The sequence below is a fragment of the Klebsiella sp. GB_Kp047 genome (assembly GCF_040065235.1).
Lineage (GTDB): Bacteria > Pseudomonadota > Gammaproteobacteria > Enterobacterales > Enterobacteriaceae > Klebsiella > Klebsiella quasipneumoniae.
In genome coordinates this window covers 1-24376 of sequence record NZ_JBEAJG010000007.1, presented here as the reverse complement: position 1 = coordinate 24376, position 24376 = coordinate 1, and the positions used below count along the sequence as shown (strand labels likewise).

Annotated in this window: 23 protein-coding genes; 8 read left to right on the top strand and 15 right to left on the bottom strand. The window is 55.5% G+C overall.

Annotated elements, in window-relative coordinates; genetic code table 11:
- Window positions 1-11: 11 nt before the first annotated feature.
- From atpG to asnC, 11 genes are all read right to left on the bottom strand, one after another.
- Window positions 12-875, bottom strand: coding sequence for a F0F1 ATP synthase subunit gamma (gene atpG, locus ABLV76_RS05255; protein ID WP_004144996.1), 864 nt, complete (start codon window positions 873-875; stop codon window positions 12-14).
- Window positions 876-925: 50 nt separating this feature from the next.
- The gene (gene atpA, locus ABLV76_RS05250; RefSeq protein ID WP_004144995.1) at window positions 926-2467 is read right to left on the bottom strand and encodes a F0F1 ATP synthase subunit alpha; all 1542 of its coding nucleotides are present in this window, start codon (window positions 2465-2467) and stop codon (window positions 926-928) included.
- Between the two features lie 12 nt (window positions 2468-2479).
- Complete coding sequence (gene atpH, locus ABLV76_RS05245; RefSeq protein ID WP_004202307.1) at window positions 2480-3013, bottom strand: F0F1 ATP synthase subunit delta; 534 nt, start codon at window positions 3011-3013, stop codon at window positions 2480-2482.
- Window positions 3014-3027: 14 nt separating this feature from the next.
- Entirely contained in the window at window positions 3028-3498 is a 471-nt protein-coding gene (atpF, locus tag ABLV76_RS05240) for a F0F1 ATP synthase subunit B (RefSeq protein WP_004107293.1), read from the bottom strand.
- A 50-nt stretch (window positions 3499-3548) separates the two neighbouring features.
- Window positions 3549-3788 (bottom strand): F0F1 ATP synthase subunit C, encoded by a 240-nt coding sequence (atpE, locus tag ABLV76_RS05235; protein WP_000429386.1) that lies wholly within the window; start codon window positions 3786-3788, stop codon window positions 3549-3551.
- A gap of 48 nt (window positions 3789-3836) precedes the next feature.
- Window positions 3837-4652: a F0F1 ATP synthase subunit A gene (gene atpB, locus ABLV76_RS05230; protein ID WP_004202309.1), complete on the bottom strand. Its 816-nt coding sequence runs from the start codon at window positions 4650-4652 to the stop codon at window positions 3837-3839.
- Window positions 4653-4660: 8 nt separating this feature from the next.
- The gene (gene atpI, locus ABLV76_RS05225) at window positions 4661-5041 is read right to left on the bottom strand and encodes a F0F1 ATP synthase subunit I (RefSeq protein WP_004202310.1); all 381 of its coding nucleotides are present in this window, start codon (window positions 5039-5041) and stop codon (window positions 4661-4663) included.
- Between the two features lie 616 nt (window positions 5042-5657).
- Entirely contained in the window at window positions 5658-6281 is a 624-nt protein-coding gene (gene rsmG, locus ABLV76_RS05220; protein ID WP_004202311.1) for a 16S rRNA (guanine(527)-N(7))-methyltransferase RsmG, read from the bottom strand.
- A 115-nt stretch (window positions 6282-6396) separates the two neighbouring features.
- On the bottom strand, window positions 6397-8286 hold the full coding sequence (mnmG, locus tag ABLV76_RS05215; RefSeq protein ID WP_004202313.1) for a tRNA uridine-5-carboxymethylaminomethyl(34) synthesis enzyme MnmG: 1890 nt from the start codon (window positions 8284-8286) through the stop codon (window positions 6397-6399).
- A 381-nt stretch (window positions 8287-8667) separates the two neighbouring features.
- Window positions 8668-9108, bottom strand: a complete 441-nt coding sequence (gene mioC, locus ABLV76_RS05210) for an FMN-binding protein MioC (RefSeq protein ID WP_017899651.1) — start codon at window positions 9106-9108, stop codon at window positions 8668-8670.
- Window positions 9109-9207: 99 nt separating this feature from the next.
- Window positions 9208-9666: a transcriptional regulator AsnC gene (gene asnC / locus ABLV76_RS05205; RefSeq protein ID WP_002882510.1), complete on the bottom strand. Its 459-nt coding sequence runs from the start codon at window positions 9664-9666 to the stop codon at window positions 9208-9210.
- Between the two features lie 151 nt (window positions 9667-9817).
- Here asnC and asnA point away from each other — a divergent pair, with 151 nt between their 5' ends.
- Window positions 9818-10810 carry an aspartate--ammonia ligase gene (gene asnA, locus ABLV76_RS05200; protein ID WP_004202316.1) on the top strand — a complete coding sequence of 331 codons (993 nt, stop codon included), beginning with the start codon at window positions 9818-9820 and terminating at the stop codon, window positions 10808-10810.
- A gap of 3 nt (window positions 10811-10813) precedes the next feature.
- Here the strand turns inward: asnA and viaA are convergent, their stop codons facing one another.
- Together viaA and ravA are read right to left on the bottom strand one after the other, a co-directional pair.
- Complete coding sequence (gene viaA, locus ABLV76_RS05195; RefSeq protein WP_004202317.1) at window positions 10814-12262, bottom strand: ATPase RavA stimulator ViaA; 1449 nt, start codon at window positions 12260-12262, stop codon at window positions 10814-10816.
- Window positions 12259-13758: an ATPase RavA gene (ravA, locus tag ABLV76_RS05190; RefSeq protein WP_004202318.1), complete on the bottom strand. Its 1500-nt coding sequence runs from the start codon at window positions 13756-13758 to the stop codon at window positions 12259-12261. The genes viaA and ravA overlap by 4 nt, the downstream gene beginning before the upstream one ends.
- A gap of 217 nt (window positions 13759-13975) precedes the next feature.
- Between ravA and kup the strand changes: the two genes are divergently transcribed.
- From kup to rbsR, 7 genes are all read left to right on the top strand, one after another.
- Window positions 13976-15844 (top strand): low affinity potassium transporter Kup, encoded by a 1869-nt coding sequence (gene kup / locus ABLV76_RS05185; RefSeq protein WP_004202319.1) that lies wholly within the window; start codon window positions 13976-13978, stop codon window positions 15842-15844.
- 185 nt (window positions 15845-16029) lie between these two features.
- Window positions 16030-16449 (top strand): D-ribose pyranase, encoded by a 420-nt coding sequence (gene rbsD / locus ABLV76_RS05180; RefSeq protein ID WP_004202320.1) that lies wholly within the window; start codon window positions 16030-16032, stop codon window positions 16447-16449.
- Window positions 16450-16459: 10 nt separating this feature from the next.
- Window positions 16460-17965, top strand: a complete 1506-nt coding sequence (gene rbsA, locus ABLV76_RS05175) for a ribose ABC transporter ATP-binding protein RbsA (protein ID WP_348878209.1) — start codon at window positions 16460-16462, stop codon at window positions 17963-17965.
- Between the two features lie 5 nt (window positions 17966-17970).
- Window positions 17971-18936 carry a ribose ABC transporter permease gene (rbsC, locus tag ABLV76_RS05170; protein WP_004202322.1) on the top strand — a complete coding sequence of 322 codons (966 nt, stop codon included), beginning with the start codon at window positions 17971-17973 and terminating at the stop codon, window positions 18934-18936.
- A gap of 27 nt (window positions 18937-18963) precedes the next feature.
- Window positions 18964-19854, top strand: a complete 891-nt coding sequence (gene rbsB / locus ABLV76_RS05165) for a ribose ABC transporter substrate-binding protein RbsB (protein WP_004202323.1) — start codon at window positions 18964-18966, stop codon at window positions 19852-19854.
- 102 nt (window positions 19855-19956) lie between these two features.
- Window positions 19957-20886 (top strand): ribokinase, encoded by a 930-nt coding sequence (gene rbsK / locus ABLV76_RS05160; RefSeq protein ID WP_004202324.1) that lies wholly within the window; start codon window positions 19957-19959, stop codon window positions 20884-20886.
- 3 nt (window positions 20887-20889) lie between these two features.
- Window positions 20890-21882: a ribose operon transcriptional repressor RbsR gene (gene rbsR / locus ABLV76_RS05155; RefSeq protein ID WP_004202326.1), complete on the top strand. Its 993-nt coding sequence runs from the start codon at window positions 20890-20892 to the stop codon at window positions 21880-21882.
- On the opposite strand, the gene mdtD is transcribed toward rbsR, so the two are convergent.
- Together mdtD and ABLV76_RS05145 are read right to left on the bottom strand one after the other, a co-directional pair.
- Window positions 21879-23276, bottom strand: coding sequence for a multidrug transporter subunit MdtD (gene mdtD, locus ABLV76_RS05150; RefSeq protein WP_023319405.1), 1398 nt, complete (start codon window positions 23274-23276; stop codon window positions 21879-21881). The genes rbsR and mdtD overlap by 4 nt on opposite strands.
- A gap of 12 nt (window positions 23277-23288) precedes the next feature.
- Window positions 23289-23990 (bottom strand): FadR/GntR family transcriptional regulator, encoded by a 702-nt coding sequence (locus tag ABLV76_RS05145; protein ID WP_004202329.1) that lies wholly within the window; start codon window positions 23988-23990, stop codon window positions 23289-23291.
- Window positions 23991-24376: the final 386 nt, after the last annotated feature.

The following is a 24376-nucleotide window of genomic DNA, read 5'->3' as shown; positions in this document are numbered from 1 at the left end:
AAATAACCTGGTTAAACCGCGGCGGCCCCCGAGACGATCTCGGTGAGTTCCTGAGTAATGCTGGCCTGACGAGCTTTGTTGTATACCAACTGCAGCTCTTTAATCAGGCTGCCGCCATTATCGGTCGCGGCTTTCATCGCCACCATACGGGCGGCCTGCTCGCTGGCCAGGTTTTCAACCACGCCCTGATAAACCTGAGACTCGACGTAACGGCGCAGGAGGGTATCCAGCAGCGCTTTCGGATCGGGCTCATACAGGTAATCCCAGGATTTACGTTTCAGATCAGCGTCTTCTGATGCCGGTAACGGCAGCAGTTGAGTGATCGTCGGAACCTGAGACATGGTGTTAATAAATTTGTTGCTGACAACGTACAGCTTGTCCAGACGGCCTTCATCATAGGCCTGCAACATCACTTTTACCGGGCCGATCAGTTCGGACAGGGATGGGTTATCCCCCATACCGGTCACCTGTGCAACAACGTTGCCGCCAACGGAGTTAAAGAAAGAGACGCCCTTAGAGCCGATCATTGCGAGGTCGCACTGAACGCCTTTATCGGACCATGCTTTCATTTCCGCCAGCAGTTTCTTGAACAGGTTAATGTTCAAGCCGCCGCACAAACCACGGTCGGTCGACACCACCAGGTAGCCCACGCGCTTAACGTCGCGTTCTTCCAGGTAAGGGTGCTTATATTCCAGATTACCGTTCGCAAGGTGACCAATCACTTTGCGCATAGTATCTGCGTAAGGACGGCTGGCCGCCATGCGCTCCTGCGATTTACGCATTTTGGAAGCGGCGACCATCTCCATCGCTTTAGTGATCTTTTGCGTGTTCTGGACGCTTGCGATCTTACTACGTATCTCTTTTGCGCCGGCCATGAGCTTCTCCTCAATGCCTTGCGGCCTGCCCTAAGACAGACCGCCAGACGTTACCAGGACTGGGTTGCTTTGAAGGAATCGAGGATGCCTTTCAGCTTGCCTTCGATTTCGTCGTTATAGCCACCGGACTGGTTAATCTCTTGCATCAGCGGAGCGTGATCACGGTCGACGTAAGCCAGCAGTGCGGCTTCGAAGCTACCGATTTTCGCCAGTTCTACATCAGCCAGATAACCACGTTCTGCTGCGAACAGAACCAGAGACTGCTGCGCGACGGACATCGGCGCATACTGTTTCTGTTTCAGCAGTTCGGTCACTTTCTGACCGTGGTCCAGCTGTTTGCGGGTTGCATCGTCGAGGTCGGATGCAAACTGGGAGAACGCCGCCAGTTCACGATACTGCGCCAGCGCGGTACGGATACCACCGGACAGTTTCTTCATGATCTTGGTCTGCGCTGCACCACCCACACGGGATACCGAGATACCCGGGTTAACCGCAGGACGAATACCGGCGTTGAACAGGTTGGTTTCCAGGAAGATCTGACCATCGGTAATGGAGATTACGTTGGTCGGAACGAACGCGGAAACGTCACCCGCCTGGGTTTCGATAATCGGCAGCGCGGTCAGGGAGCCGGTTTTCCCTTTCACTTCACCTTTGGTGAAGGCTTCAACGTATTCGGCGTTAACACGCGCAGCACGCTCCAGCAGACGAGAGTGGAGGTAGAATACGTCGCCCGGGAACGCTTCACGTCCTGGCGGACGACGGAGCAGCAGGGAGATCTGACGATAAGCAACAGCCTGTTTAGACAGGTCATCGTAAACGATCAGCGCATCTTCACCGCGGTCGCGGAAGTATTCGCCCATTGCGCAACCGGCGTATGGCGCCAGGTATTGCAGTGCAGCAGATTCTGATGCAGTCGCTACCACCACGATGGTGTTAGCCAGCGCGCCGTGCTCTTCCAGTTTACGCACCACGTTAGAGATGGTGGACGCTTTCTGGCCGATAGCAACATAGACGCACTTGATGCCGGAATCACGCTGGTTGATGATGGCATCGATAGCCAGCGCAGTTTTACCGGTCTGACGGTCGCCGATGATCAGTTCACGCTGACCACGACCGATTGGGATCATGGCGTCAACGGATTTATAACCGGTCTGTACCGGCTGATCGACGGACTGACGTTCGATTACGCCCGGCGCGATCGCTTCAACGGCGGAGAAACCGTCGTTTTCCAGCGGACCTTTACCATCAATTGGCGCGCCCAGGGTGTTAACCACGCGGCCCAGCAGGCCACGACCAACCGGAACTTCCAGGATACGGCCAGTACATTTCACCTTCATGCCTTCGGCGAGGTCAGCGTACGGACCCATCACCACCGCACCGACGGAGTCGCGCTCCAGGTTCAGTGCGATAGCGTAACGGTTACCCGGCAGGGAGATCATCTCACCCTGCATACATTCGGCAAGGCCGTGGATGCGGATAACACCGTCACTTACAGAAACAATAGTACCTTCGTTATGAGCTTCGCTCACAACATTGAACTGAGCAATGCGCTGCTTGATCAGTTCGCTGATTTCGGTGGAATTCAGTTGCATGCTCCAGTCCCCTTAAGACTGCAAGACGTCTGCAAGGCGATCAAGACGGCCGCGTACGCTGCCATCAATGACCATATCACCCGCACGGATGATAATACCTGCCATAACAGACTTATCGATTTTGCAATTCAGCTTAACTTTGCGTGACAGACGTTTTTCCATCGCGCTGACGATCCTGGCAAGCTGTTCATCACTCAGTTGGTTGGCAGATATGACTTCTACCTCTGCGATGGCCTCACTGGCCGCGCGCAGGTGAATGAATTGCTCAAGAACGTCCGGGAGCACCTTCAGACGATTATTTTCCGCCATCACCTTAATCAGGTTCTGGCCGTTTTCGTCAAGTTGCTCGCCGCAGATAGCGATAAACGCTTCTGAGAGCGTTTCCGGCGCCAAAGCACCGGAGAGAAGCTCTGCCATTTGATCGTTTTTGGTCACTTCGGCGGCAAACGCCAGCATATCCTGCCAGCGTTCAACACTGTTGTGTTCGACGGCAAAGTCAAAAGCTGCTTTGGCGTAGGGGCGAGCTACCGTTACAAATTCAGACATCAGCCCCTCCCTCCTTACAGTTCAGCGACAAGTTTATCCACGATGTCGCTGTTAGCAGCTTCATCCACGGAACGTTCGATGATCTTCTCGGCGCCAGCAACAGCCAGGATAGCGACCTGCTTACGCAGCTCCTCGCGTGCACGTTTACGCTCAGCATCAATTTCAGCCTGCGCTTGTGCAACGATTTTGGTGCGTTCCTGTTCTGCTTCAGCTTTAGCTTCGTCCAGAATCTGAGAGCGGCGCTTGTTCGCCTGCTCAATGATTACCTGGGCTTCCGCTTTCGCTTTTTTCAGCTGGTCGGTCGCGTTGGCCTGTGCAAGGTCCAAATCTTTCTTAGCGCGTTCTGCAGAAGCTAAACCGTCAGAAATCTCTTTCTGGCGTTTTTCGATGGCAGCCATTAAAGGCGGCCATACGTACTTCATGCAGAACCATACGAAGATAACAAACGCGATGGCCTGGCCGAGGATTGTTGCGTTCATGTTCACAGCACAATACCTCTTTAATTAACTCTGTGGCTTAGGTTTCTAACAACTTACTACGCGACGGCGAACATCACGTACAGACCCAGACCTACAGCGATCATCGGGATAGCATCCACCAGACCCATAACGATAAAGAACTGAGTACGCAGCAGAGGGATCAGATCCGGCTGACGCGCTGCGCCTTCCAGGAATTTACCTCCGAGGATGCCGATACCGATCGCAGCACCGATTGCCGCCAGACCCATCATCACAGCGGCAGCCATGTACAGCAGATCCATATTCAGGTTTTCCATGACAGTCTCCAGTTTGTTTCAGTTAAAACGTAGTAGTGTTGGTAAAAATCAATGCTCTTCAGACGCCATCGACAGATAGACAATCGTCAGAACCATGAAGATGAAGGCTTGCAGCGTAATAATCAGGATGTGGAAAATGGCCCAAGGCACATTCAGAACCCACTGTGACCACCACGGCAACAGACCAGCAATCAGAATGAAAATCAGCTCACCGGCATACATGTTGCCGAACAGTCGCAGACCGAGAGAGACCGGTTTGGACAGCAGGCTTACCCCTTCAAGGATTAAGTTGACAGGAATGAACGCCCAGTGATTGAACGGCTGCATGGTCAGTTCTTTAACGAACCCACCCACGCCTTTCATTTTGATGCTGTAGAAAAGAATCAGGATGAACACGCCAAGCGCCATCGACAGGGTGATGTTCACGTCAGCAGACGGAACCACGCGCAGTGCAGGCAGGCCGAAAATGTGTTCGCCGATATAAGGAAGCAGGTCGATTGGCAGCAGGTCCATCAGGTTCATCAGGAAGACCCAGACGAACACGGTCAGCGCCAGCGGCGCGATAACCTTGCTCTTGCCATGGTACATGTCTTTGACGCTACCATGGACGAAGCCGATGATCATTTCGATGAAGGTCTGGAATTTCCCTGGTACGCCGCTGGTCGCTTTCTTAGCAACGCTACGGAACATGGCCAGGAACAGCAGACCGAGAACCACCGAGAAGAACATGGAGTCAATGTTGAGCGTCCAGAAGGTGGCCGGGGGGTTGTGCGGATCCACCAGCGAGAAAGTACGCAGGTCAATCTGAAGGTTGTTCAGATGGTGACCTATGTATTCCTGCGGCGTCATATTTTCTGAAGCCATGATGCCTTTTACCCTTTGTTGTTGATTACAGCTGGCGCCAGAACTTGTACCACCAGCACCAAAACCCACGTCACGATCAGTGGCAAAAATACCACTTTTAAAACGGCCAGCGCCACCGCCAGGAGGGCGAAGGTCAGCAACACCTTGAAGGCTTCACCGAAGGCGAAGGTCCAGGCCACACGGCCTTTTGCTGGTGTATGCGCCTGATGACGCCAGGCAAAAATCATAAACATCAGATTTGGCAAAACCACTGCCAAACCGCCGCATACCGCGGAAATGCCCCAGAAGGGGTCTTTGAGGCTGAACAGCAGTCCACTTGCCATTACTGCCAGTAACTGAATAAACAGAAGCTTGCGAGCAACGTTTCGACTCAAGAGCGACACTGACATCACGTTTTTACTCCTGCTCCCTTTGAGGTATGTCGCGTGTCGTATAAAACGTCCTTTAAGACGAAGAGTCAAGCATCAAAAAGCGGACAAATTATACGGTGACGCCCCGTGATTTCAAACAATAAGTAGCAAAATAGTGAATAAATGTTTAATTATTTTCCAACGGACAACTTTCCGCGCATTTCAGCGTTCTGTGAGCGGTCATACAAAACTGCAAATAACGTGGAAACACGGCAATTAAAGCGTGCATTAGATCACATAATAAACATTTCAAGCGCCCTTTAATGAATCAAGGACATAAAACACTATTTTTCATGCTTTTGATATTCAAGATAAAAAGTGAGGACATTATCTAAAACAACCCCACATACAATAAAAACCTTTTATTGACATTTATAATAAAAATTTAACATCGCTATGCTGTTTATCGTTGTCGATTTTTAGCACCCTGATATTTTCAAAGTTGACTATTTTGTCAGTGAATCAGTTACGCTAAGTTAACCGCAAGAAAAACCATAGTAAAAACATGGTTAAATGCAGCCCGATTAGAACGGGAGGTGTCCTTTATTTTTGTAACATTCACGGGCCACATTTTTTCCACATTTTTTGATAAAAATTAACTCGATTTTGGCGTAATCACCACCAGGTGCCGCTCCCCTTCCAGCTGAGGAACATGTAGCTCAATGACCTCGGCTATGGCATACCCTTCCGGCAGGTTTTCCATTTCGTCTTTTTGCGCTAACCCTTTGAGCGCATAGAAGTGACCGTTCGCGGCCGGCAAATGATGGCACCAGCTCACCATATCATTAAGCGATGCGAAGGCGCGGCTTATCACGCCATCAAACGGCGGCTCAGCCGGGAAAGCTTCCACGCGGCTCTGCACCGGGGTAACGTTATCCAGCTTCAGCTCATGCTGCACCTGACGCAGGAAGCGCACGCGTTTGCCAAGGCTGTCCAGCAGGGTGAAATGCGACTCCGGGCGCACGATAGCCAACGGGATCCCAGGCAGCCCCGGTCCCGTACCGACATCGATAAAGCGCGAGCCCTGCAGATAAGGCGCGACGACGATGCTGTCCAGGATATGACGCACCAGCATCTCATTTGGATCGCGAACGGAGGTCAGGTTATAGGCTTTGTTCCACTTATCGAGCAGCCCGACGTAAGCCACCAGCTGATTTTTCTGGTGATCGGTGAGCAAAATACCCGCTTCATCCAGCAGACGAGAAAGTTTGTTGAGCACGGTAAGTACCTTCAAAAAATAATGAGCCCGGAGGCGCTAACGCTTACCGGGCCAGGAATGATAAAGGCGAACGCTGATTATGCAACTGGGAAATCAGCGCGGCAGGCTGCCGCAATCAGGCGCTGCGACGCAGCATCCCCTGCTTTTTCAACCAAACCAGCAAAATAGAGATCGCCGCCGGGGTGATCCCGGAAATACGTGACGCCTGCCCTATCGACGACGGTTTATGGTCGTTTAGTTTAGCGATCACTTCATTAGACAGTCCGGTGACCTGACGGTAGTCGAGTGTCGCCGGTAACAAGGTATTCTCGTTGCGCTGCTGTTTCTCGATCTCATCCTGCTGGCGCGCGATATAGCCTTCATACTTCACCTGGATCTCAACCTGCTCAGCCGCCTGCCGATCTTCCAGCCCCGGCGCGAACGGCGAGAGCTGAACCAGCTGCTCGTAGGTCATTTCCGGACGACGCAGCAGATCTTCACCGCTGGCTTCGCGCGACAGCGGCGCGGTCAGGTGAGCGTTCACTTCGTTAGCGCTCTCAGCCTGAGGGTTCACCCAGGTCGATTTCAGGCGCTGGCGTTCACGCTCAATGCTTTCCAGCTTCTCGTTGTAACGCGCCCAGCGTTCATCATCCACCAGACCCAGTTCACGCCCCTGCTCAGTCAGACGCAGGTCGGCGTTGTCTTCGCGCAGCATCAGACGATATTCAGCACGAGAGGTAAACATGCGGTACGGTTCTTTGGTACCCAGAGTACACAGGTCATCCACCAGCACGCCGAGGTAGGCCTGATCGCGACGCGGTGCCCAGCCCTCTTTTTCCGCCGAGAAACGAGCTGCGTTAAGACCGGCCAGCAGACCCTGAGCCGCAGCTTCTTCATAACCGGTGGTGCCGTTGATCTGACCGGCGAAGAACAGACCCTGAATGAATTTGCTCTCGAGCGTCGGCTTCAGATCGCGCGGGTCGAAGAAATCGTACTCAATAGCGTAGCCAGGACGGACGATCCGCGCATTCTCCATCCCCTGCATCGAGCGGACGATTTGCATTTGCACATCGAACGGCAGGCTGGTGGAGATGCCGTTCGGATAAATTTCGTTTGAGGTCAGGCCTTCCGGTTCGAGGAAGATCTGATGTTGGTTGCGATCGGCAAAACGCATGACTTTGTCTTCGATCGACGGGCAGTAGCGTGGACCGATCCCTTCGATCACCCCGGCGTACATGGGGCTGCGATCGAGGTTATTGCGGATCACGTCATGGGTTTTTTCGTTAGTGTGGGTGATATAGCACGGCACCTGACGCGGATGCTGATCGGCAGATCCCATAAACGAGAAGACCGGCATTGGGTTATCGCCATGCTGTTGCGCCAGCACGCTGAAATCGATGGTGCGCGCGTCAATGCGCGGCGGGGTTCCGGTTTTCAGCCGGCTGACGCGCAGCGGCAGTTCACGCAGGCGACGAGACAGCGGGATCGACGGCGGATCGCCGGCGCGTCCGCCGCTGTAGTTATCCAGACCAATATGGATTTTGCCGTCAAGGAAGGTCCCGACGGTCAGTACCACCGCTTTGGCTCGGAATTTGAGGCCCATCTGGGTGACCGCACCTACGACACGATCGTTTTCGACAATCAGATCTTCCACTGCCTGCTGGAAGATCATCAGGTTCGGCTGGTTCTCCAGCGCAGTGCGTACCGCCTGACGGTACAGCACGCGGTCAGCCTGGGCGCGAGTGGCGCGCACCGCGGGGCCTTTGCTGGCGTTTAGTATCCTAAACTGAATGCCTGCCTGATCGATCGCTTTGGCCATCAGACCGCCGAGCGCGTCCACTTCTTTTACCAGGTGTCCTTTCCCAATGCCGCCAATCGCCGGGTTGCAGCTCATCTGCCCCAGTGTGTCGATATTGTGTGTCAAAAGCAGGGTCTGTTGACCCATACGCGCTGCGGCCATTGCGGCCTCAGTGCCTGCGTGACCCCCGCCAATGATAATGACGTCAAAAGGATCCTGATAAAACATGGTGGTCTGCCTCGCATAACGCGGTTTGAAAATGGATTGAAGCCCGGGCCGTGGATTCTACTCGGCTTTGGTCTTTTGAGAAAGACTCCGGGATCCTGAGTATTAAAAAGAAGATCTTTATATAGAGATCTGTTCTATTGTGATCTCTTATTAGGATCGACTCTCTTTGTGGATAAGTCGGATCCACGAAGTAAGATCAAAAGCTTAAGAAGGATCACTATCTGTGAATGATCGGTGATCCTGGTCCGTATAAGCTGGGATCAGAATGAAGGGTTATGCACAGCTCAAAAACCATACTCCGGTTATTCTTTGGATAACTACCGGTTGATCCAAGCTTTTAAGCATGGTTATCCACAGAAGAACGGACGATCTTTACAATTCTCAGAGCAAATTTTTCCAGGATCCCAGCCAGATTTCCGCCGGATCCTCCGGAATTTCATGTTCCAGCACGTTGATCTTCAGGGTCTCGCCGATCTGTTTTGCCCCGCAGGCCTTCAGCGCCGCTTCTAATTTATCGATCGCGCCGCAAAAAGTGTCGTATTCACGGCTGCCGATCCCGATGGCGCCAAAGCGCACGGCGGAAAGATCGGCCTGCTGCGCCAGCAGTGCGTCATAGAAGGGAACCAGGTTGTCGGGAATGTCGCCGGCGCCATGGGTGGAAGAGATAACTAACCAGATCCCTTGCGCCTGCAGATCGTCCACCAGCGGGCCGTGCTGGATTTCAGTGCTGTAGCCTGCTTCTTCCAGCTTTTCTGCCAGATGCTCCGCTACGTATTCCGCACTGCCCAGGGTGCTGCCGCTGATAAGTGTAATGTCTGCCATAGATCGCCGATCGCCCGCTCAACTGTTCAGAGTGGCGTATTGTACGCTGTGAGCGAGCTGGGATCTACCTGTGGAAAAATGTGGGATTAAAAAAAACGATCAGGGCTTAATGGTGCGCATGATCGGGTTCTGCAGCACGATCAGGGTTTCAGTGGACTGAATTTCATCAATTGTTTGGATCTTGTTGATAAGTACCTGCTGCAGGGCATCGATGGATTTACACATCACCTTAATAAAGATGCTGTAGTGGCCGGTGGTGTAGTAAGCCTCGGTCACCTCCTCCAGGCTTTCCAGGCGGGCGAGGGCGGAGGGATAGTCTTTGGCGCTCTTGAGAATAATGCCGATGAAGCAGCCGACGTCATAGCCCAGCTGTTTGGGGCTGACGTCAATGCGCGCGCCAGTAATGATGCCCGCCTGTTTCATCTTTTCGACGCGCACATGAATAGTGCCCGGGCTGACGCTGAATTGTTTGGCCAGTTCGGCATAGGCGGTACGGGCGTTGGCCATGAGCGCATCGAGAATGCCGCGGTCCAGATTGTCGATCTGATAATTTTCCATATCTTTTTCTTATGAAGTTTGACGGTTCTTACTATTTTAGCTCTATATTTTGTTGAATTAAAAGTTGACGAGCCTTTTTATTGATTGATTATTGTATTGGCGGCCTGTTTTGTTGCTTAATCAATGGCAACAGGACGCAGGAGTCATAAAAATGAAAACCGCTTATATCGCAAAACAACGCCAGATCAGTTTCGTTAAATCCCATTTTTCCCGTCAGCTGGAAGAGAAGCTTGGCCTGATTGAAGTCCAGGCGCCAATCTTAAGCCGCGTGGGCGATGGGACGCAGGATAACTTGTCCGGCTGCGAGAAAGCGGTTCAGGTGAAAGTGAAAACACTGCCCGACGCCCAGTTCGAAGTGGTTCATTCGCTGGCGAAATGGAAGCGTCAAACCCTGGGACAACACGACTTCAGCGCGGGCGAAGGGCTGTACACGCACATGAAGGCCCTTCGCCCCGATGAAGACCGTCTTACGCCGATCCACTCCGTCTATGTCGACCAGTGGGACTGGGAGCGGGTGATGGGGGATGAAGAGCGCCACGTCGGCACGCTGAAGGCGACCGTCGAAGCGATCTACGCCGGGATCAAAGCCACCGAGCTGGCGGTCAGCCAGGAATTTGGCCTGACACCGTTCCTGCCGGAACAGATCCACTTTGTTCACAGCCAGGCGCTGCTGAGTCGCTATCCGGATCTTGATGCCAAAGGCCGCGAGCGAGCGATTGCCAAAGAGCTGGGCGCCGTCTTCTTAATCGGCATCGGCGGCAAACTCTCTGATGGCAAGCGCCATGATGTACGTGCCCCGGATTATGATGACTGGAGCACTGAGGTTTCTGAAGGCTTTGCCGGACTGAACGGCGATATCCTGGTGTGGAACCCGGTGCTGGAAGATGCGTTCGAGATCTCATCAATGGGGATCCGCGTTGACGCCGCGGCGCTAAAACGCCAGCTGGCGCTGACTGGCGACGAAGATCGCCTGCAACTGGAGTGGCACCAGGCGCTGCTGCGCGGCGAGATGCCGCAGACTATCGGCGGCGGCATTGGCCAGTCTCGCCTGACGATGCTGCTGCTGCAGCTCGACCATATCGGCCAGGTGCAGTGCGGCGTATGGCCGGCACAGGTTCGCGAAAGCGTTCCCGCGCTGCTGTAACGATTAGCGCCGCCAGCGTCGCAGCAGGCGGCTACGCAACCCGGTATCAAAGCGCCAGATATGATCGAAGATGCGCATGATGCCGGGTTTGCCGTGTACCGACATCGCCACCGCGTGAAAACGGTGCTGATGCTTTCGCTGTAGCTCCCCCACCTGCGCAATCACCTCATCCGGCAACCGCTGGGCAATAAAGTCGGAGATCACCACGGCATCCGCATCCACCCACTGCGGGTTTTGCAGACGTTCAATAATGGCGCGAAAACAGCTGGCCAGATCGGTGCCGCCGCGAAAGCGCTGGCTCAGAAAGCGGATCGCCTGCTCCAGGCCGCCCTCGCAGGTCAGTTCGTAGTGCACCACTTCGCTGGAGAACAGCATAATAAAGCAGCGGCGGTTATCCGCCAGCGCGACGCGCATCAGGGCCAGACAAAAGGCTTTGGCGCACTGCTCGTTAAAACCGCCCATCGATCCTGAGGTATCGACGCAGACAATAAAGGGCCCGCGAGGCTGTTCATCAAAATCCTGCCGCGTCACCGGGCGTTCGGTGATTTTTTCGCGCCAGGCGTCACCGTGCAGCCGGTAAGTCAGGAGCTGTTTCTCCACCAGCTTGCGATAAAATTCAAACTCCAGCTCCGTGATGCCGAGCGTCGCCAGCTCCGGCGGCAGCAGGCGCAGAATGTCATCGCTCTGCTGGAGGCCGTCGACCTGTTCCGGCACCGTCGCTGGCTCGCGCACCAGACTACGGAAGGTCTCCATCGGCGCGTCTTTCTTCGGCACGGATTTCGCTTCCCGTGAACGCCCCAGCTGTTCCGCCAGCTGCAGCAGCTCCGGCTGCTGGTTAAGAAAATCGCCATAGCGCACAATCAGCTGATAGTCGCCACGTTTCAGTTCGCCGGCACTCATATCCCACAGGCGTCCGGCGGCGGTGTCATTCTCCGCCAGCACCGGATCGAGCTGACCGCTGAGTGTCATTCGTTCCTGGACCTCACTGAGCAACTGATCGCGCTCCTCATCCAGCAACTGCTGATTAAGGCTGGTGGCTTGCACCACCAGGCTCAGGCGCCAGCGCTGTAAAAACAGCGTATGCAGCGCCGGGGTAAAGGTAGCATTGTCGTCCACCAGCTTCTGCGCCTGGGCGGCAAAAGGGGACTGGAGCTGGTGCAGCTTGCCGAGGATCTGCGGTAGCTGGACGATAAACTGTGAGGTAGAGAGCAGTTGAGCCTGCTGATAGGTTTGTACTTCGGCGTCCAGATCCGGCGGGATGTTAACCTCTTTTAAGCGGGCGCGAACGGCTTCCCGCCAGCGCGGAATATCCGCCGCGATGATGTTTTTCAGGCGGGGAAATTTCTCAAAGAAAACCGCCAGCTGCGGAGAGGCCAGCAGCGCCAGCAGCATCTCCTCGATCATTCCCTCTTCGCTGACTGCCAGCATGACATTCAGCATATCCAGCGTCATGGCTGCTTCGCCTGTTTAATCTGCGCGCCGACGTCCTGCAGGCTGGCTTCGATTCTTCCCAGCCACTCGACCGGGATAAACAGGCACTTCTGCTGCTCGCTGAAGCGGTTATGTTGCTGGTGCCACTCATCGTCCAGCGCCTCCAGCTGCTGGCGAATTTCCGCCGGCATGTTCTCCTGCGACGCGCTGCCGGGCAGCGCGAGGCGTGAGCCCTGCAGGCTGACGTCGCGAACGACCAGATGCTGGCTGGTGTCGACATCCATATTGAGCAGTTGGGCAAAGCCGATCCCGTTGAGCTTGCCGCGGATCTCGCCGCCTTTTTCCAGCCAGCTGGCTAACGCCTCGCGCTCAAAAGTAATGTGGATCACTTCCATATCGTGAAGTTTGAGCGGCTGCTGCAGCAGCAGGGTCAGGGTGGATCCCTGGATCTCCGCCGGCAGCTCATAGTGCGGCTTGCGGCTAAACATGCCGCCAAGGCGGGTGACCTTTAGCGCCGTTTTGTCACTTTGCTGCTGTTGGATTTGAATGCGTCGCTGCACAATCGCCCCGAGCCGCGTCAGCATTGCCTGCTGCTGCCAGGCGTGGCAGGTCATCAGCGTTTCCAGCTGCTGCGACATCAGGTGCATGCTCTCGACGTTGTGCCACAGACAATCTTTCAGCAGGATAAGATCTATCGGCGCGATGCTGTCGCGGCCGCTGAAGAAGGCGCTGGCCTGCAGCAGGCGAATGGCCTTTTTCCAGCGGCGATCTGAAACGTACGGCGCGTTTGGCAGGGCATCCAGCTGCTGGCGCAGCTGGAATATCAGCTCAAACACCGCGTCCGGTAGTTTGATATTGCCGATCTGCTGCTGCCATTGCGTAAACTCCTCGTCGCTTACCTGCAGCGCGCTGGGCACCGGATTGCTGTTTTCATCCTGCTGGCTGACCAGCATCGAACGGAAATTTCCTTTATCCTGCACTTTATCAAGCCACAGACGGATCAGCATTCGGTCATACAGCGCTTCCAGGCTGCTGTCGGCTTCGGGGAGTTCGTTCGAGGCGGCCACCAGCAGGCGCATTGGGATTTTCTCTTCGTGAGCGCCATTGCGGAAGTGACGTTCGTTAATCGCCGTCAGCAGGGTGTTGAGGATAGCCGGACCCGCTTTCCATATTTCATCGAGGAACACGATTTCTGCTTCCGGCAGGTAGCCGGCGGTTAAACGCTCGTAGCGCCCTTCATCTTTCAGCGCCTGAATGGACAGTGGGCCAAAAACCTCTTCCGGGGTGGAAAAGCGGGTCATCAGGTATTCAAAAGCGCGCGCCTGCTGGAAGGCGAACTTGAGGCGGCGGGCAATCAGGCTTTTGGCGATCCCCGGCGGACCGAGCAAAAATACGCTCTCGCCGCTGAGCGCCGCCAGCAGGCACAGGCGTATCGCGTGGCTGCGTTCAAAGAGTCCTTTTTCGAGTGCCGCGCTGAGTCGGGAAATTCTTTCAGCCAGTAAATGTGTTTGAGCCATAATTGAGTTGCGTGCTTTGTCATGTATCGTTATTGGGACGAGTATAGATGTTAGAGCAGGGGCGGTAATAGCCTGAAGAATCGATTTATTTTTTTTGAGCCAGGTTAATATGGTGTCTGTTAGGGGTACGATTTCACAAATAATCGTGCATACTGTGCGCTTTTTGTGGGCCAAGGGACTAGGCACACATTTGTTTTATAAACGAAAAGACTAGTCTATGAGCACTGATAATAAACAATCGTTGCCGGCGTTAACGCTGGCGGCCATCGGCGTGGTGTACGGTGATATCGGTACCAGTCCACTGTATACCCTGCGTGAATGCCTGTCAGGTCAGTTTGGCTTTGGCGTTGAGCGCGATGCCGTTTTTGGCTTTTTGTCGCTGATTTTCTGGCTGTTAATCTTTACCGTATCGATTAAATACATCACCTTCGTGATGCGGGCGGATAACGCCGGGGAAGGCGGGATCTTAACGCTGATGTCACTGGCCGGACGCAATACCTCGGCGCGGATGACCTCTGTGCTGGTGATCCTCGGCCTGATCGGCGGCAGTTTCTTCTATGGCGAAGTGGTGATAACCCCGGCGATTTCGGTCATGTCGGCGATAGAGGGGTTAGAAATTATCGCCCCGCAGCTCGATAGCTGGATTGTGCCGATCTCCATTATCGTGCTTACCCTGCTGTTTATGATCCAGAAGCACGGGACCGGGATGGTCGGCAAGCTGTTTGCGCCGATTATGCTGATCTGGTTCCTGTTGCTGGCGGTGCTTGGCGCGCGAAGCATTTACGCTAACCCGGAAGTTCTGCAGGCGCTGAACCCCTACTGGGCGGTGCACTTCTTCCTGCAGTACAAGACCGTTTCCTTTATTGCGCTTGGCGCGGTGGTGCTGTCGATTACCGGGGTGGAAGCGCTGTACGCCGATATGGGGCACTTCGGCAAACTGCCGATCCGCGTCGCCTGGTTCTCCGTCGTACTGCCTTCGCTGGTGCTGAACTATTTTGGCCAGGGGGCATTGCTGCTTAAGCATCCGGAAGCGATTAAAAACCCGTTCTTCCTGCTGGCGCCGGAGTGGGCGCTGATCCCGATGCTGATTATCGCCACGCTGGCGACGGTTATCGCCTCGCAGGCGGTGATCTCCGGGGTCTTCTCCTTAACCCGTCAGGCGGTGCGTCTGGGCTATCTGTCGCCGATGCGCATCATCCACACCTCGGAAATGGAGTCCGGGCAGATCTATATCCCGTTTATTAACTGGCTGCTGTATGTCTCGGTAGTGATCGTCATCGTCAGCTTCGAGCACTCCTCTAACCTGGCGGCGGCGTACGGTATCGCGGTAACGGGCACCATGGTGCTGACCTCCATCCTGTCGGCAACGGTGGCGCGCAAAAACTGGCACTGGAATAAGCTGTTCGTTGGGCTGATGCTGGTGGCCTTCCTGTGCATTGATGTTCCGCTGTTCTCGGCGAACCTCGATAAGATTGTCTCCGGCGGCTGGCTGCCGTTGTCCCTGGGTCTGGTGATGTTTACGGTGATGACCACCTGGAAGAGCGAGCGCTTCCGCCTGCTGCGTCGGATGCACGAGCACGGCAACTCGCTGGAAGCGATGATCTCTTCACTGGAGAAATCGCCGCCGGTACGCGTCCCGGGTACCGCGGTGTATATGTCCCGCGCCCTGAACGTGATCCCGTTTGCCCTGCTGCATAACCTGAAGCACAACAAGGTGCTGCATGAGCGAGTGATCCTCCTGACCCTGCGCACCGAGGACGCGCCTTACGTGCATAACGTTCGCCGGGTGCAGATTGAGCAGCTGTCGCCCTCGTTCTGGCGGGTGGTGGCCAGCTACGGCTGGCGGGAAACGCCAAATGTCGAAGAGGTGTTCCATCGCTGTGGCCTGGAAGGACTCAGCTGCCGGATGATGGAGACCTCGTTCTTTATGTCCCATGAGTCGTTGATTATCGGCAAACGGCCGTGGTATCTGCGTCTGCGCGGCAAGCTTTATCTGCTGTTGCAGCGTAACGCCCTGCGCGCGCCGGATCAGTTTGAAATCCCGCCAAACCGGGTTATCGAGCTCGGTACTCAGGTCGAAATCTGATGTCAAAAAAGCCCTTCCGTTGCGAAGGGCTTTTTGTTTCTCACTCCGTTTGTCATGTCCTGTCGCTGTCTCGCGAAACGTTTCGATGGCGATCACATTTCTCTCTTCTGGTGATGGTTTTCTGCTCACACATTGATAATAATTATTGTAGCGAAACGTTTCGCTAGTGGAGCAAAAGAGAAAAAATGAAAAAAGGCACCGTACTTAACGCTGATATTTCCGCGGTCATCTCCCGCCTGGGTCACACCGATACGCTGGTGGTCTGCGATGCCGGATTGCCGGTTCCCCGCAGCAGCGCGCGCATCGATATGGCGTTAACCCAGGGCGTACCTTCATTTATGCAGGTTCTGGAAGTGGTGACGACGGAAATGCAGGTTGAAGCGGCTGTCATCGCGGAGGAAATTAAGACGCATAATCCGCAGCTCCACGCGACGTTGCTCAACCATCTTGAGCAGCTGCAGCAGCACCAGGGAAATACCATTGAAATTCGTTACACCAGTCATGAGCAGTTCAAAAAACAAACCGCAGACAGTCAGGCGGTAATTCGCAGCGGGGAGTGTTCCCCGTTCGCGAATATCATTCTCTGTGCCGGCGTTACGTTCTGAGGTCGCCGTCATGGAAGCCTTATTGCAACTGAAAGGGATCGATAAAGCGTTCCCTGGCGTCAAGGCGCTCTCCGGCGCCTCGCTGAATGTCTATCCTGGCCGGGTGATGGCGCTGGTGGGTGAGAACGGCGCCGGTAAATCCACCATGATGAAAGTGCTGACCGGGATCTACACCCGTGACGCCGGCGCTTTATTATGGCTCGGTAAAGAGACCACCTTTAACGGCCCAAAATCTTCCCAGGAAGCCGGGATCGGCATTATCCATCAGGAACTGAACCTGATCCCGCAGTTGACGATCGCCGAGAACATCTTCCTTGGCCGCGAGTTCGTTAACCGCTTTGGCAAAATCGACTGGAAGCGGATGTATGCCGAAGCCGACAAGCTGCTGGCGAAGCTGAATCTCCGTTTTACCAGCCAGAAGCTGGTGGGCGATTTGTCGATTGGCGATCAGCAAATGGTGGAGATCGCCAAAGTGCTGAGCTTCGAGTCGAAGGTCATCATTATGGATGAACCGACCGACGCGCTGACCGATACCGAAACCGAATCGCTGTTCCGCGTGATCCGCGAACTAAAATCGCAGGGGCGCGGCATCGTCTACATCTCCCACCGCATGAAAGAGATCTTCGAGATTTGCGACGACGTGACCGTGTTCCGCGACGGGCAGTTTATCGCCGAACGCGAGGTCTCCTCGCTGGATGAAGACCGTCTGATCGAAATGATGGTTGGCCGGAAGCTGGAAGAACAGTATCCGCATCTGGCTAAGGCACCGGGCGCGGTGCGTCTGAAAGTCGATAATCTCTGCGGCCCGGGCGTGGAAAACGTGACCTTTACCCTGCGCCAGGGGGAAATCCTCGGCGTCGCCGGGCTGATGGGCGCCGGGCGGACCGAGCTGATGAAAGTGTTGTATGGCGCACTGCCGCGCAGCAGCGGCTCTGTGACGCTCGACGGTCACGAAGTGGTGACCCGTTCGCCGCAGGATGGTCTGGCGAACGGCATTGTCTATATCTCCGAAGACCGTAAGCGCGACGGCTTAGTGCTCGGGATGTCGGTAAAAGAAAATATGTCCCTGACCGCCTTGCGCTACTTTAGCCGGACGGGAGGGAGCCTCAAGCATAAAGATGAACAGCAGGCGGTCAGTGATTTCATCCGGCTGTTTAACGTGAAAACGCCGTCCATGGAGCAGGCGATCGGCCTGCTCTCCGGCGGCAACCAGCAAAAGGTCGCCATCGCCCGCGGGCTGATGACCCGGCCGAAGGTCCTGATCCTCGATGAGCCGACCCGTGGCGTCGACGTCGGGGCGAAGAAAGAGATCTACCAGCTCATCAATCAGTTCAAAGCCGATGGCCTGAGTATCATTCTGGTCTCCTCCGAGATGCCGGAAGTGTTGGGCATGAGCGATCGCATCATAGTGATGCATGAAGGGCATCTCGGCGGTGAATTCACACGCGAGCAGGCCACCCAGGAAGTATTGATGGCTGCCGCTGTGGGCAAGCTTAACCGTGTGAATCAGGAGTAAGAAAGATGACAACCCAGGCTGTTTCTGGTCGCCGTTATTTCACGAAAGCGTGGCTGATGGAGCAAAAATCGCTGATTGCCCTGCTGGTGCTGATCGCGGTGGTATCGACCATGAGCCCCAACTTTTTTACCGTCAATAACCTGTTCAATATTCTGCAGCAGACCTCCGTTAACGCCATTATGGCGGTAGGGATGACGTTGGTCATACTGACCTCGGGGATCGACCTGTCCGTCGGTTCCCTGCTGGCGCTCACCGGCGCGGTGGCGGCGTCGATCGTTGGCATTGAGGTGAATGCGCTGGTGGCGGTCGCTGCTGCCCTCGCATTAGGTGCGGCGATCGGCGCAGTCACCGGGGTGATTGTGGCGAAAGGCCGCGTGCAGGCTTTCATCGCCACCCTGGTGATGATGCTGCTGCTGCGCGGCGTGACCATGGTGTACACCAACGGCAGCCCGATCAATACCGGCTTTAGCGATAATGCCGATCTGTTCGGCTGGTTTGGTATCGGGCGTCCGCTGGGGATCCCGACGCCGGTATGGATCATGGCGATTGTCTTCCTGGCGGCCTGGTACATGCTGCACCATACTCGCCTGGGCCGTTATATCTATGCCCTTGGCGGTAATGAGGCAGCGACGCGTCTGTCCGGGATTAGCGTCAATAAAGTCAAAATTATCGTTTACGCGTTGTGCGGGATGCTGGCGTCGCTGGCCGGGATTATCGAAGTGGCGCGCCTCTCCTCCGCACAGCCAACGGCCGGGACAGGCTATGAGCTGGACGCCATTGCGGCAGTCGTGCTCGGTGGCACTAGCCTGGCGGGCGGCAAAGGACGCATTGTCGGCACGCTGATTGGCGCGCTGATCCTTGGCTTCCTGAATAATGGTTTGAACCTTTTAGGCGTTTCTTCCTATTACCAGATGATCGTTAAAGCGGTGGTGATTTTGCTGGCGGTACTGGTAGATAACAAAAAGCAGTAACTGAGAACTCTACAGGACATCTTAACTATGAATATGAAAAAACTGGCGACCCTGGTCTCTGCTGTTGCGCTAAGTGCGACCGTTAGCGCGAACGCGATGGCCAAAGACACCATCGCTCTGGTTATCTCTACTCTCAACAACCCGTTTTTCGTGTCTCTGAAAGACGGCGCGCAAAAAGAAGCTGACAAACTGGGCTACAACCTGGTGGTGCTCGATTCCCAGAACAACCCGGCGAAAGAGCTGGCTAACGTTCAGGATTTAACGGTGCGCGGCGCGAAGCTGTTGCTGATCAACCCCACCGACTCTGATGCCGTCGGCAATGCTGTGAAGATGGCGAACCAGGCGAAAATCCCGGTCATCACCCTTGACCGTCAGGCGACAAAAGGCGATGTCGTGAGCCACATCGCCTCTGACAACGTGCAGGGCGGAAAAATGGCGGGCGATTACATCGCGAAAAAGCTGGGTGAAAGTGCGAAAGTCATTGAGCTGCAGGGCATTGCCGGGACTTCCGCGGCGCGCGAGCGTGGCGAAGGCTTCAAACAGGCTGTGGCGGCGCACAAGTTCAATGTTCTGGCCAGCCAGCCGGCCGATTTCGACCGTACCAAAGGGCTGAACGTGATGCAGAACCTGCTGACCGCCCATCCTGACGTCCAGGCGGTGTTCGCGCAGAATGATGAAATGGCGCTCGGCGCCCTGCGCGCGCTGCAGACCGCAGGCAAGTCCGATGTGATGGTGGTTGGATTTGACGGCACTCCGGATGGCGAAAAAGCAGTAAACAGTGGCAAACTGGCGGCGACCGTCGCACAGTTGCCGGAGCAGATCGGCGCGAAAGGCGTTGAGACTGCTGACAAGGTACTGAAGGGCGAAAAAGTGGAGGCTAACTACCCGGTTGAGCTGAAGCTGGTCGTTAAGCAGTAATATGCGATTCGGACTGGCAACGGTCCGAGGGACAATATAAAAAAGAAAAGCAGGGCATGCGCCACCGGATCCCGGTGGCGCGCTTTCCCGGGAACAGAAACGATGAAAACTGCAGGCAAACTTGTCGTCCTTGGCAGCATCAATGCCGATCACATTCTCAACCTTGACGCTTTCCCGACACCGGGTGAAACCGTCACCGGCAACCACTACCAGCTGGCGTTCGGGGGGAAAGGGGCCAACCAGGCGGTGGCCGCCGGGCGCAGCGGGGCGGATATCGCGTTTATCGCCTGCACCGGCGATGACGACATCGGTGAACGCATCCGCCGCCAGCTGGCAAGCGATAAAATCGATGTGGCGCCTGTGCGCGCGGTCGCCGGGGAAGCAACCGGCGTGGCGTTAATCTTCGTTAACGCCGAAGGTGAGAATGTCATCGGTATTCATGCCGGCGCCAATGCGGCATTATCCGTCGCTCAGGTAGAGGCGGAAAAAGCGCGGATCGCCAGCGCGCAGGCGTTGTTGATGCAGCTCGAGTCACCGCTGGAGAGCGTGCTGGCGGCGGCGAAAATCGCCCATCACCATCAGACCACCGTGGTGCTTAATCCCGCGCCAGCGCGTGAACTGTCCGATGAACTGCTGGCGCTGGTGGATATCATTACCCCCAACGAAACCGAAGCGGAAAAGCTGACGGGTATTCGCGTTGAGAGTGACGAGGATGCGGCAAAAGCCGCCGACGTGCTGCATGCCAAAGGCATTGGTACGGTGATGATCACCCTCGGCAGCCGCGGCGTCTGGCTCAGTGCCGAAGGCGAAAGCCGCCGGATCCCAGGGTTTCGTGTGCAGGCTATTGATACTATCGCCGCCGGCGACACCTTCAACGGCGCGCTGGTAACCGCGCTGCTGGAAGGGACCGACCTGCCGGAGGCGATCCGCTTTGCGCATGCCGCGGCGGCGATTGCCGTAACCCGCAAAGGCGCGCAGCCTTCCGTGCCGTGGCGCACAGAGATCGATGAATTTTTAGCGCAACAGGGGTAATGCTTGGCTACGATGAAAGATGTGGCCCGCGTAGCGGGCGTTTCCACATCGACGGTGTCACACGTCATCAATAAGGACCGCTTTGTCAGCGAGGCGATCACCGCCAAAGTCGACGCCGCGATCAAAAGCCTTAACTACGCCCCCTCTGCGCTGGCGCGTAGCCTCAAGCTTAATCAAACCCGCACCATCGGCATGCTGATCACCGCCAGTACCAATCCGTTTTATTCGGAGCTGGTGCGGGGCGTGGAGCGCAGCTGCTTTGAGCGGGGTTATAGTCTCGTACTCTGTAATACGGAAGGTGATGAGCAGCGAATGAATCGTAATCTGGAGACGTTAATGCAAAAACGCGTCGATGGATTACTGCTGCTGTGCACTGAGACCCACCAACCCTCTCCGGAAATTATGCAGCGCTATCCGTCGGTTCCGACGGTCATGATGGACTGGGCGCCGTTTGATGGCGATAGCGATCTGATTCAGGATAACTCGCTGCTCGGTGGTGATATGGCGACCCAGTACCTGATCGATCAAGGGTATTCACACATCGCCTGCATTGCCGGCCCGCTGGATAAAACCCCGGCGCGTCTGCGCCTTGAAGGTTACCATGCCGCGATGGCGCGCTGCGGTCTGCCCGTAGCCGAGGGATACGTGGTGACCAGCGATTTTGAGTTTGGCGGCGGGTTTAGCGCGATGCAGCGGCTGCTGGCGTTGCCGCAGCGGCCGCAGGCGGTGTTTGTCGGTAACGATGCCATGGCGGTTGGCGCTTATCAGGCGTTATACCAGGCCGGGCTGCAGATCCCGCAGGATATGGCGCTGGTGGGTTACGATGATATTGAACTGGCTCGCTATATGACGCCGCCGTTGACCACCATTCATCAACCGAAAGATGAGCTGGGGGAACTGGCCATCGACGTGCTGATCCATCGCATGGCCGACCCGCAGCAAAAACAGCAGCGCGTACAGTTAACCCCGGAGCTGGTGGTCCGCGGTTCCGCTTAGCGTTTGTGCCGCTCGCTAATCAGGTTGCGGCCATCCTTCGCTCTTAACAGCATAAACATCAGCGCCGACACGATGGTTATCACGCCCATGGTAATAAAGGTGTAGTGAAACTGCTCTACGGTGCTGGCGCTGTCAAAACCTTCATAGAAGCGCAGCACCGCAGCGCTGATGGCCACCCCGAGACTGATGGAAAGCTGCTGGGTGACGGCCAGCAGGCTGTTGCCGCTGCTGGCATTGTCATCCGTCAAATCGGCCAGGGTAATGGTATTCATGGCGGTAAACTGCGTGGACATCGCCATCCCCAGCACGAACAGCGGCAGAAGAAGCATCCACAGCGGCATTTCTGGCGACTGCAGCGAGAACTGGGCAATCATAAGGCCAATAAACACGGTGATCCCCACCAGGGTCTTACGATAGCCAAACCAGCGCAGCACCTGGGTAACGGTAGATTTCGCAATAATCGAGCCGATAGCGGTGGGGGCGATCATACAGCCGGCGATAATAGCCGGATAGCCGAAGCCAACCTGTAGCATGAGCGGCATCAGAAACGGCACGCAACCGGTACCCAACCGCGTGGCAAGGTTGCCGGCAATGCCAACCGAGAACGTATGGGTCTTAAATAAAGAGAGCGAGATCAGCGGCGCAGGATGGCGGCGCGCGTGACGGACATAGGCCATGAGCAGTATCAGACTGACGGCGATCACCGCCAGCGCCAGCCATGTCGCCACAATTTTTTCGCCAAACAGTTCAATACCGCTGGAAAATAACACCAGGCTTAAGCCAAATAACAGAAAACCGGTTATATCGAAGCGTCGGCGCGGCGTTGTGAAATTTGGCATGTATTTACGGGCGTACAGAATGCCGATCACGCCGATGGGAATGTTTATCAGGAAAATCCAATGCCAGCTGGCCCAGGTAACAAATACCCCGCCGAGCACCGGACCCAGAATCGGTCCCACCAGTCCTGGCATGGTGACAAAGTTCAGAACCGGCAGCAGTTCGCTGCGCGGATAGGCGCGCAGGAGGGCCAGCCTCGCCACCGGCATCATCATCGCCCCGCCGATCCCCTGAATGACGCGAAAAATGACCAGTTCCGTTAATGAACTGGAGAGCGCGCAGGCGAGAGAGCCGAGAGTAAACAGGCTAACGGCGATGATAAAGACCCGACGCGTGCCGAAGCGATCGGCCAGCCAGCCGCTGACCGGGATCAGCATCGCCACCGTCAGCGTATAGCTGATGATGGCCGACTGCATTGCTAACGGGGAACGATTCAGGCTGTGGGCGATAGCCGGGAGGGCAGTGTTAAGAATGGTGGCATCCAGCGCCTGCATAAAGAAGGCCATCGCCGCAATCCACGGCAGGCCGGCCATGCTGCGCCCTTTTTTTCCGCTCATGCCAAATCCTTGTTATTGATTTACGTGGTGGGGGGCGTTTAGCAGCGCCTGGCAGGCAAGTAAGGCACCCGGCGCATCACTGTTGAGAATGGCATCGACAATCGCCTGGTGGAGATCGAGCTTCACCACTTCATTTTGCGTAATTGATGTGAAGTAAGTGTGGTAGACCGAATGAAATAAAGAAGCGAATGAGCTGAGGAAAGGATTACCGCTCATTTCATAGATATGTTCATGCCAGGCCATATCGACTGCAATCCAGCGATCGCGCTGAAAATGGCGTTTCAGGGCAATCATCTCTTCCATTAGGGTATTGAGCTGCGCTTTCTGCTCTGCGGTGCCGTGGGCGGCGGCGAGAAAACAGGCCTGTGGCTCCAGGCTGCTGCGCATGACGAGAAAGTGGCTCACCACCTCTTCGAAGTTATCTTCTGTTAGCCACCAGGAGAGGAGCTCTTTATCAAGGAAGTTCCAGCTGCTGCGCGGCATGACCCGGGTGCCAATGCGAGGGCGGGGCAGCAGCATGCCTTTTGCAGTGAGTGTCTTCACCGCTTCGCGGACGGCGGTACGACTCACGCCGAACTGCTCCCCTAACTCCATTTCGCCGGGAAGAATGCTTTCCGGCTGATATTCGCCAGTCAGTATTTTTTGGGCGAGCTTCTCGGCCAGTACCCAGGAGATGTTCTTTTGTGCCGCCAGTTGCTGTGCGCTTAAAGACATAAATGCCGTTCCTTTCTTTTCTCTACTCTAACAGTATGCCACCAGGCGCCCCGTTTCGTTGGTTAAAACAGCAAAACGGCGGTTTTTTGCGACATTCCTCGCCGCATTGTTGAAAAAAGAGACGGTTGAAAAGTTTTTTTGCATTTCCCCTTGTCACCTCGGAATTACTCCCTATAATGCGCCTCCACTGACACGGAACAACGGCAAGCAAGCCGCCGGGTCAGCGGGGTTCCGGTGAGAACCTCGCAGAGAAAAGCAAAAATAAATGCTTGACTCTGCAGCGGGAAAGCGTAATATGCACACCCCGCGCCGCAGCGAAAAACGAAGCGGCACTGCTCTTTAACAATTTATCAGACAATCTGTGTGGGCACTCAAAGTGACATGGA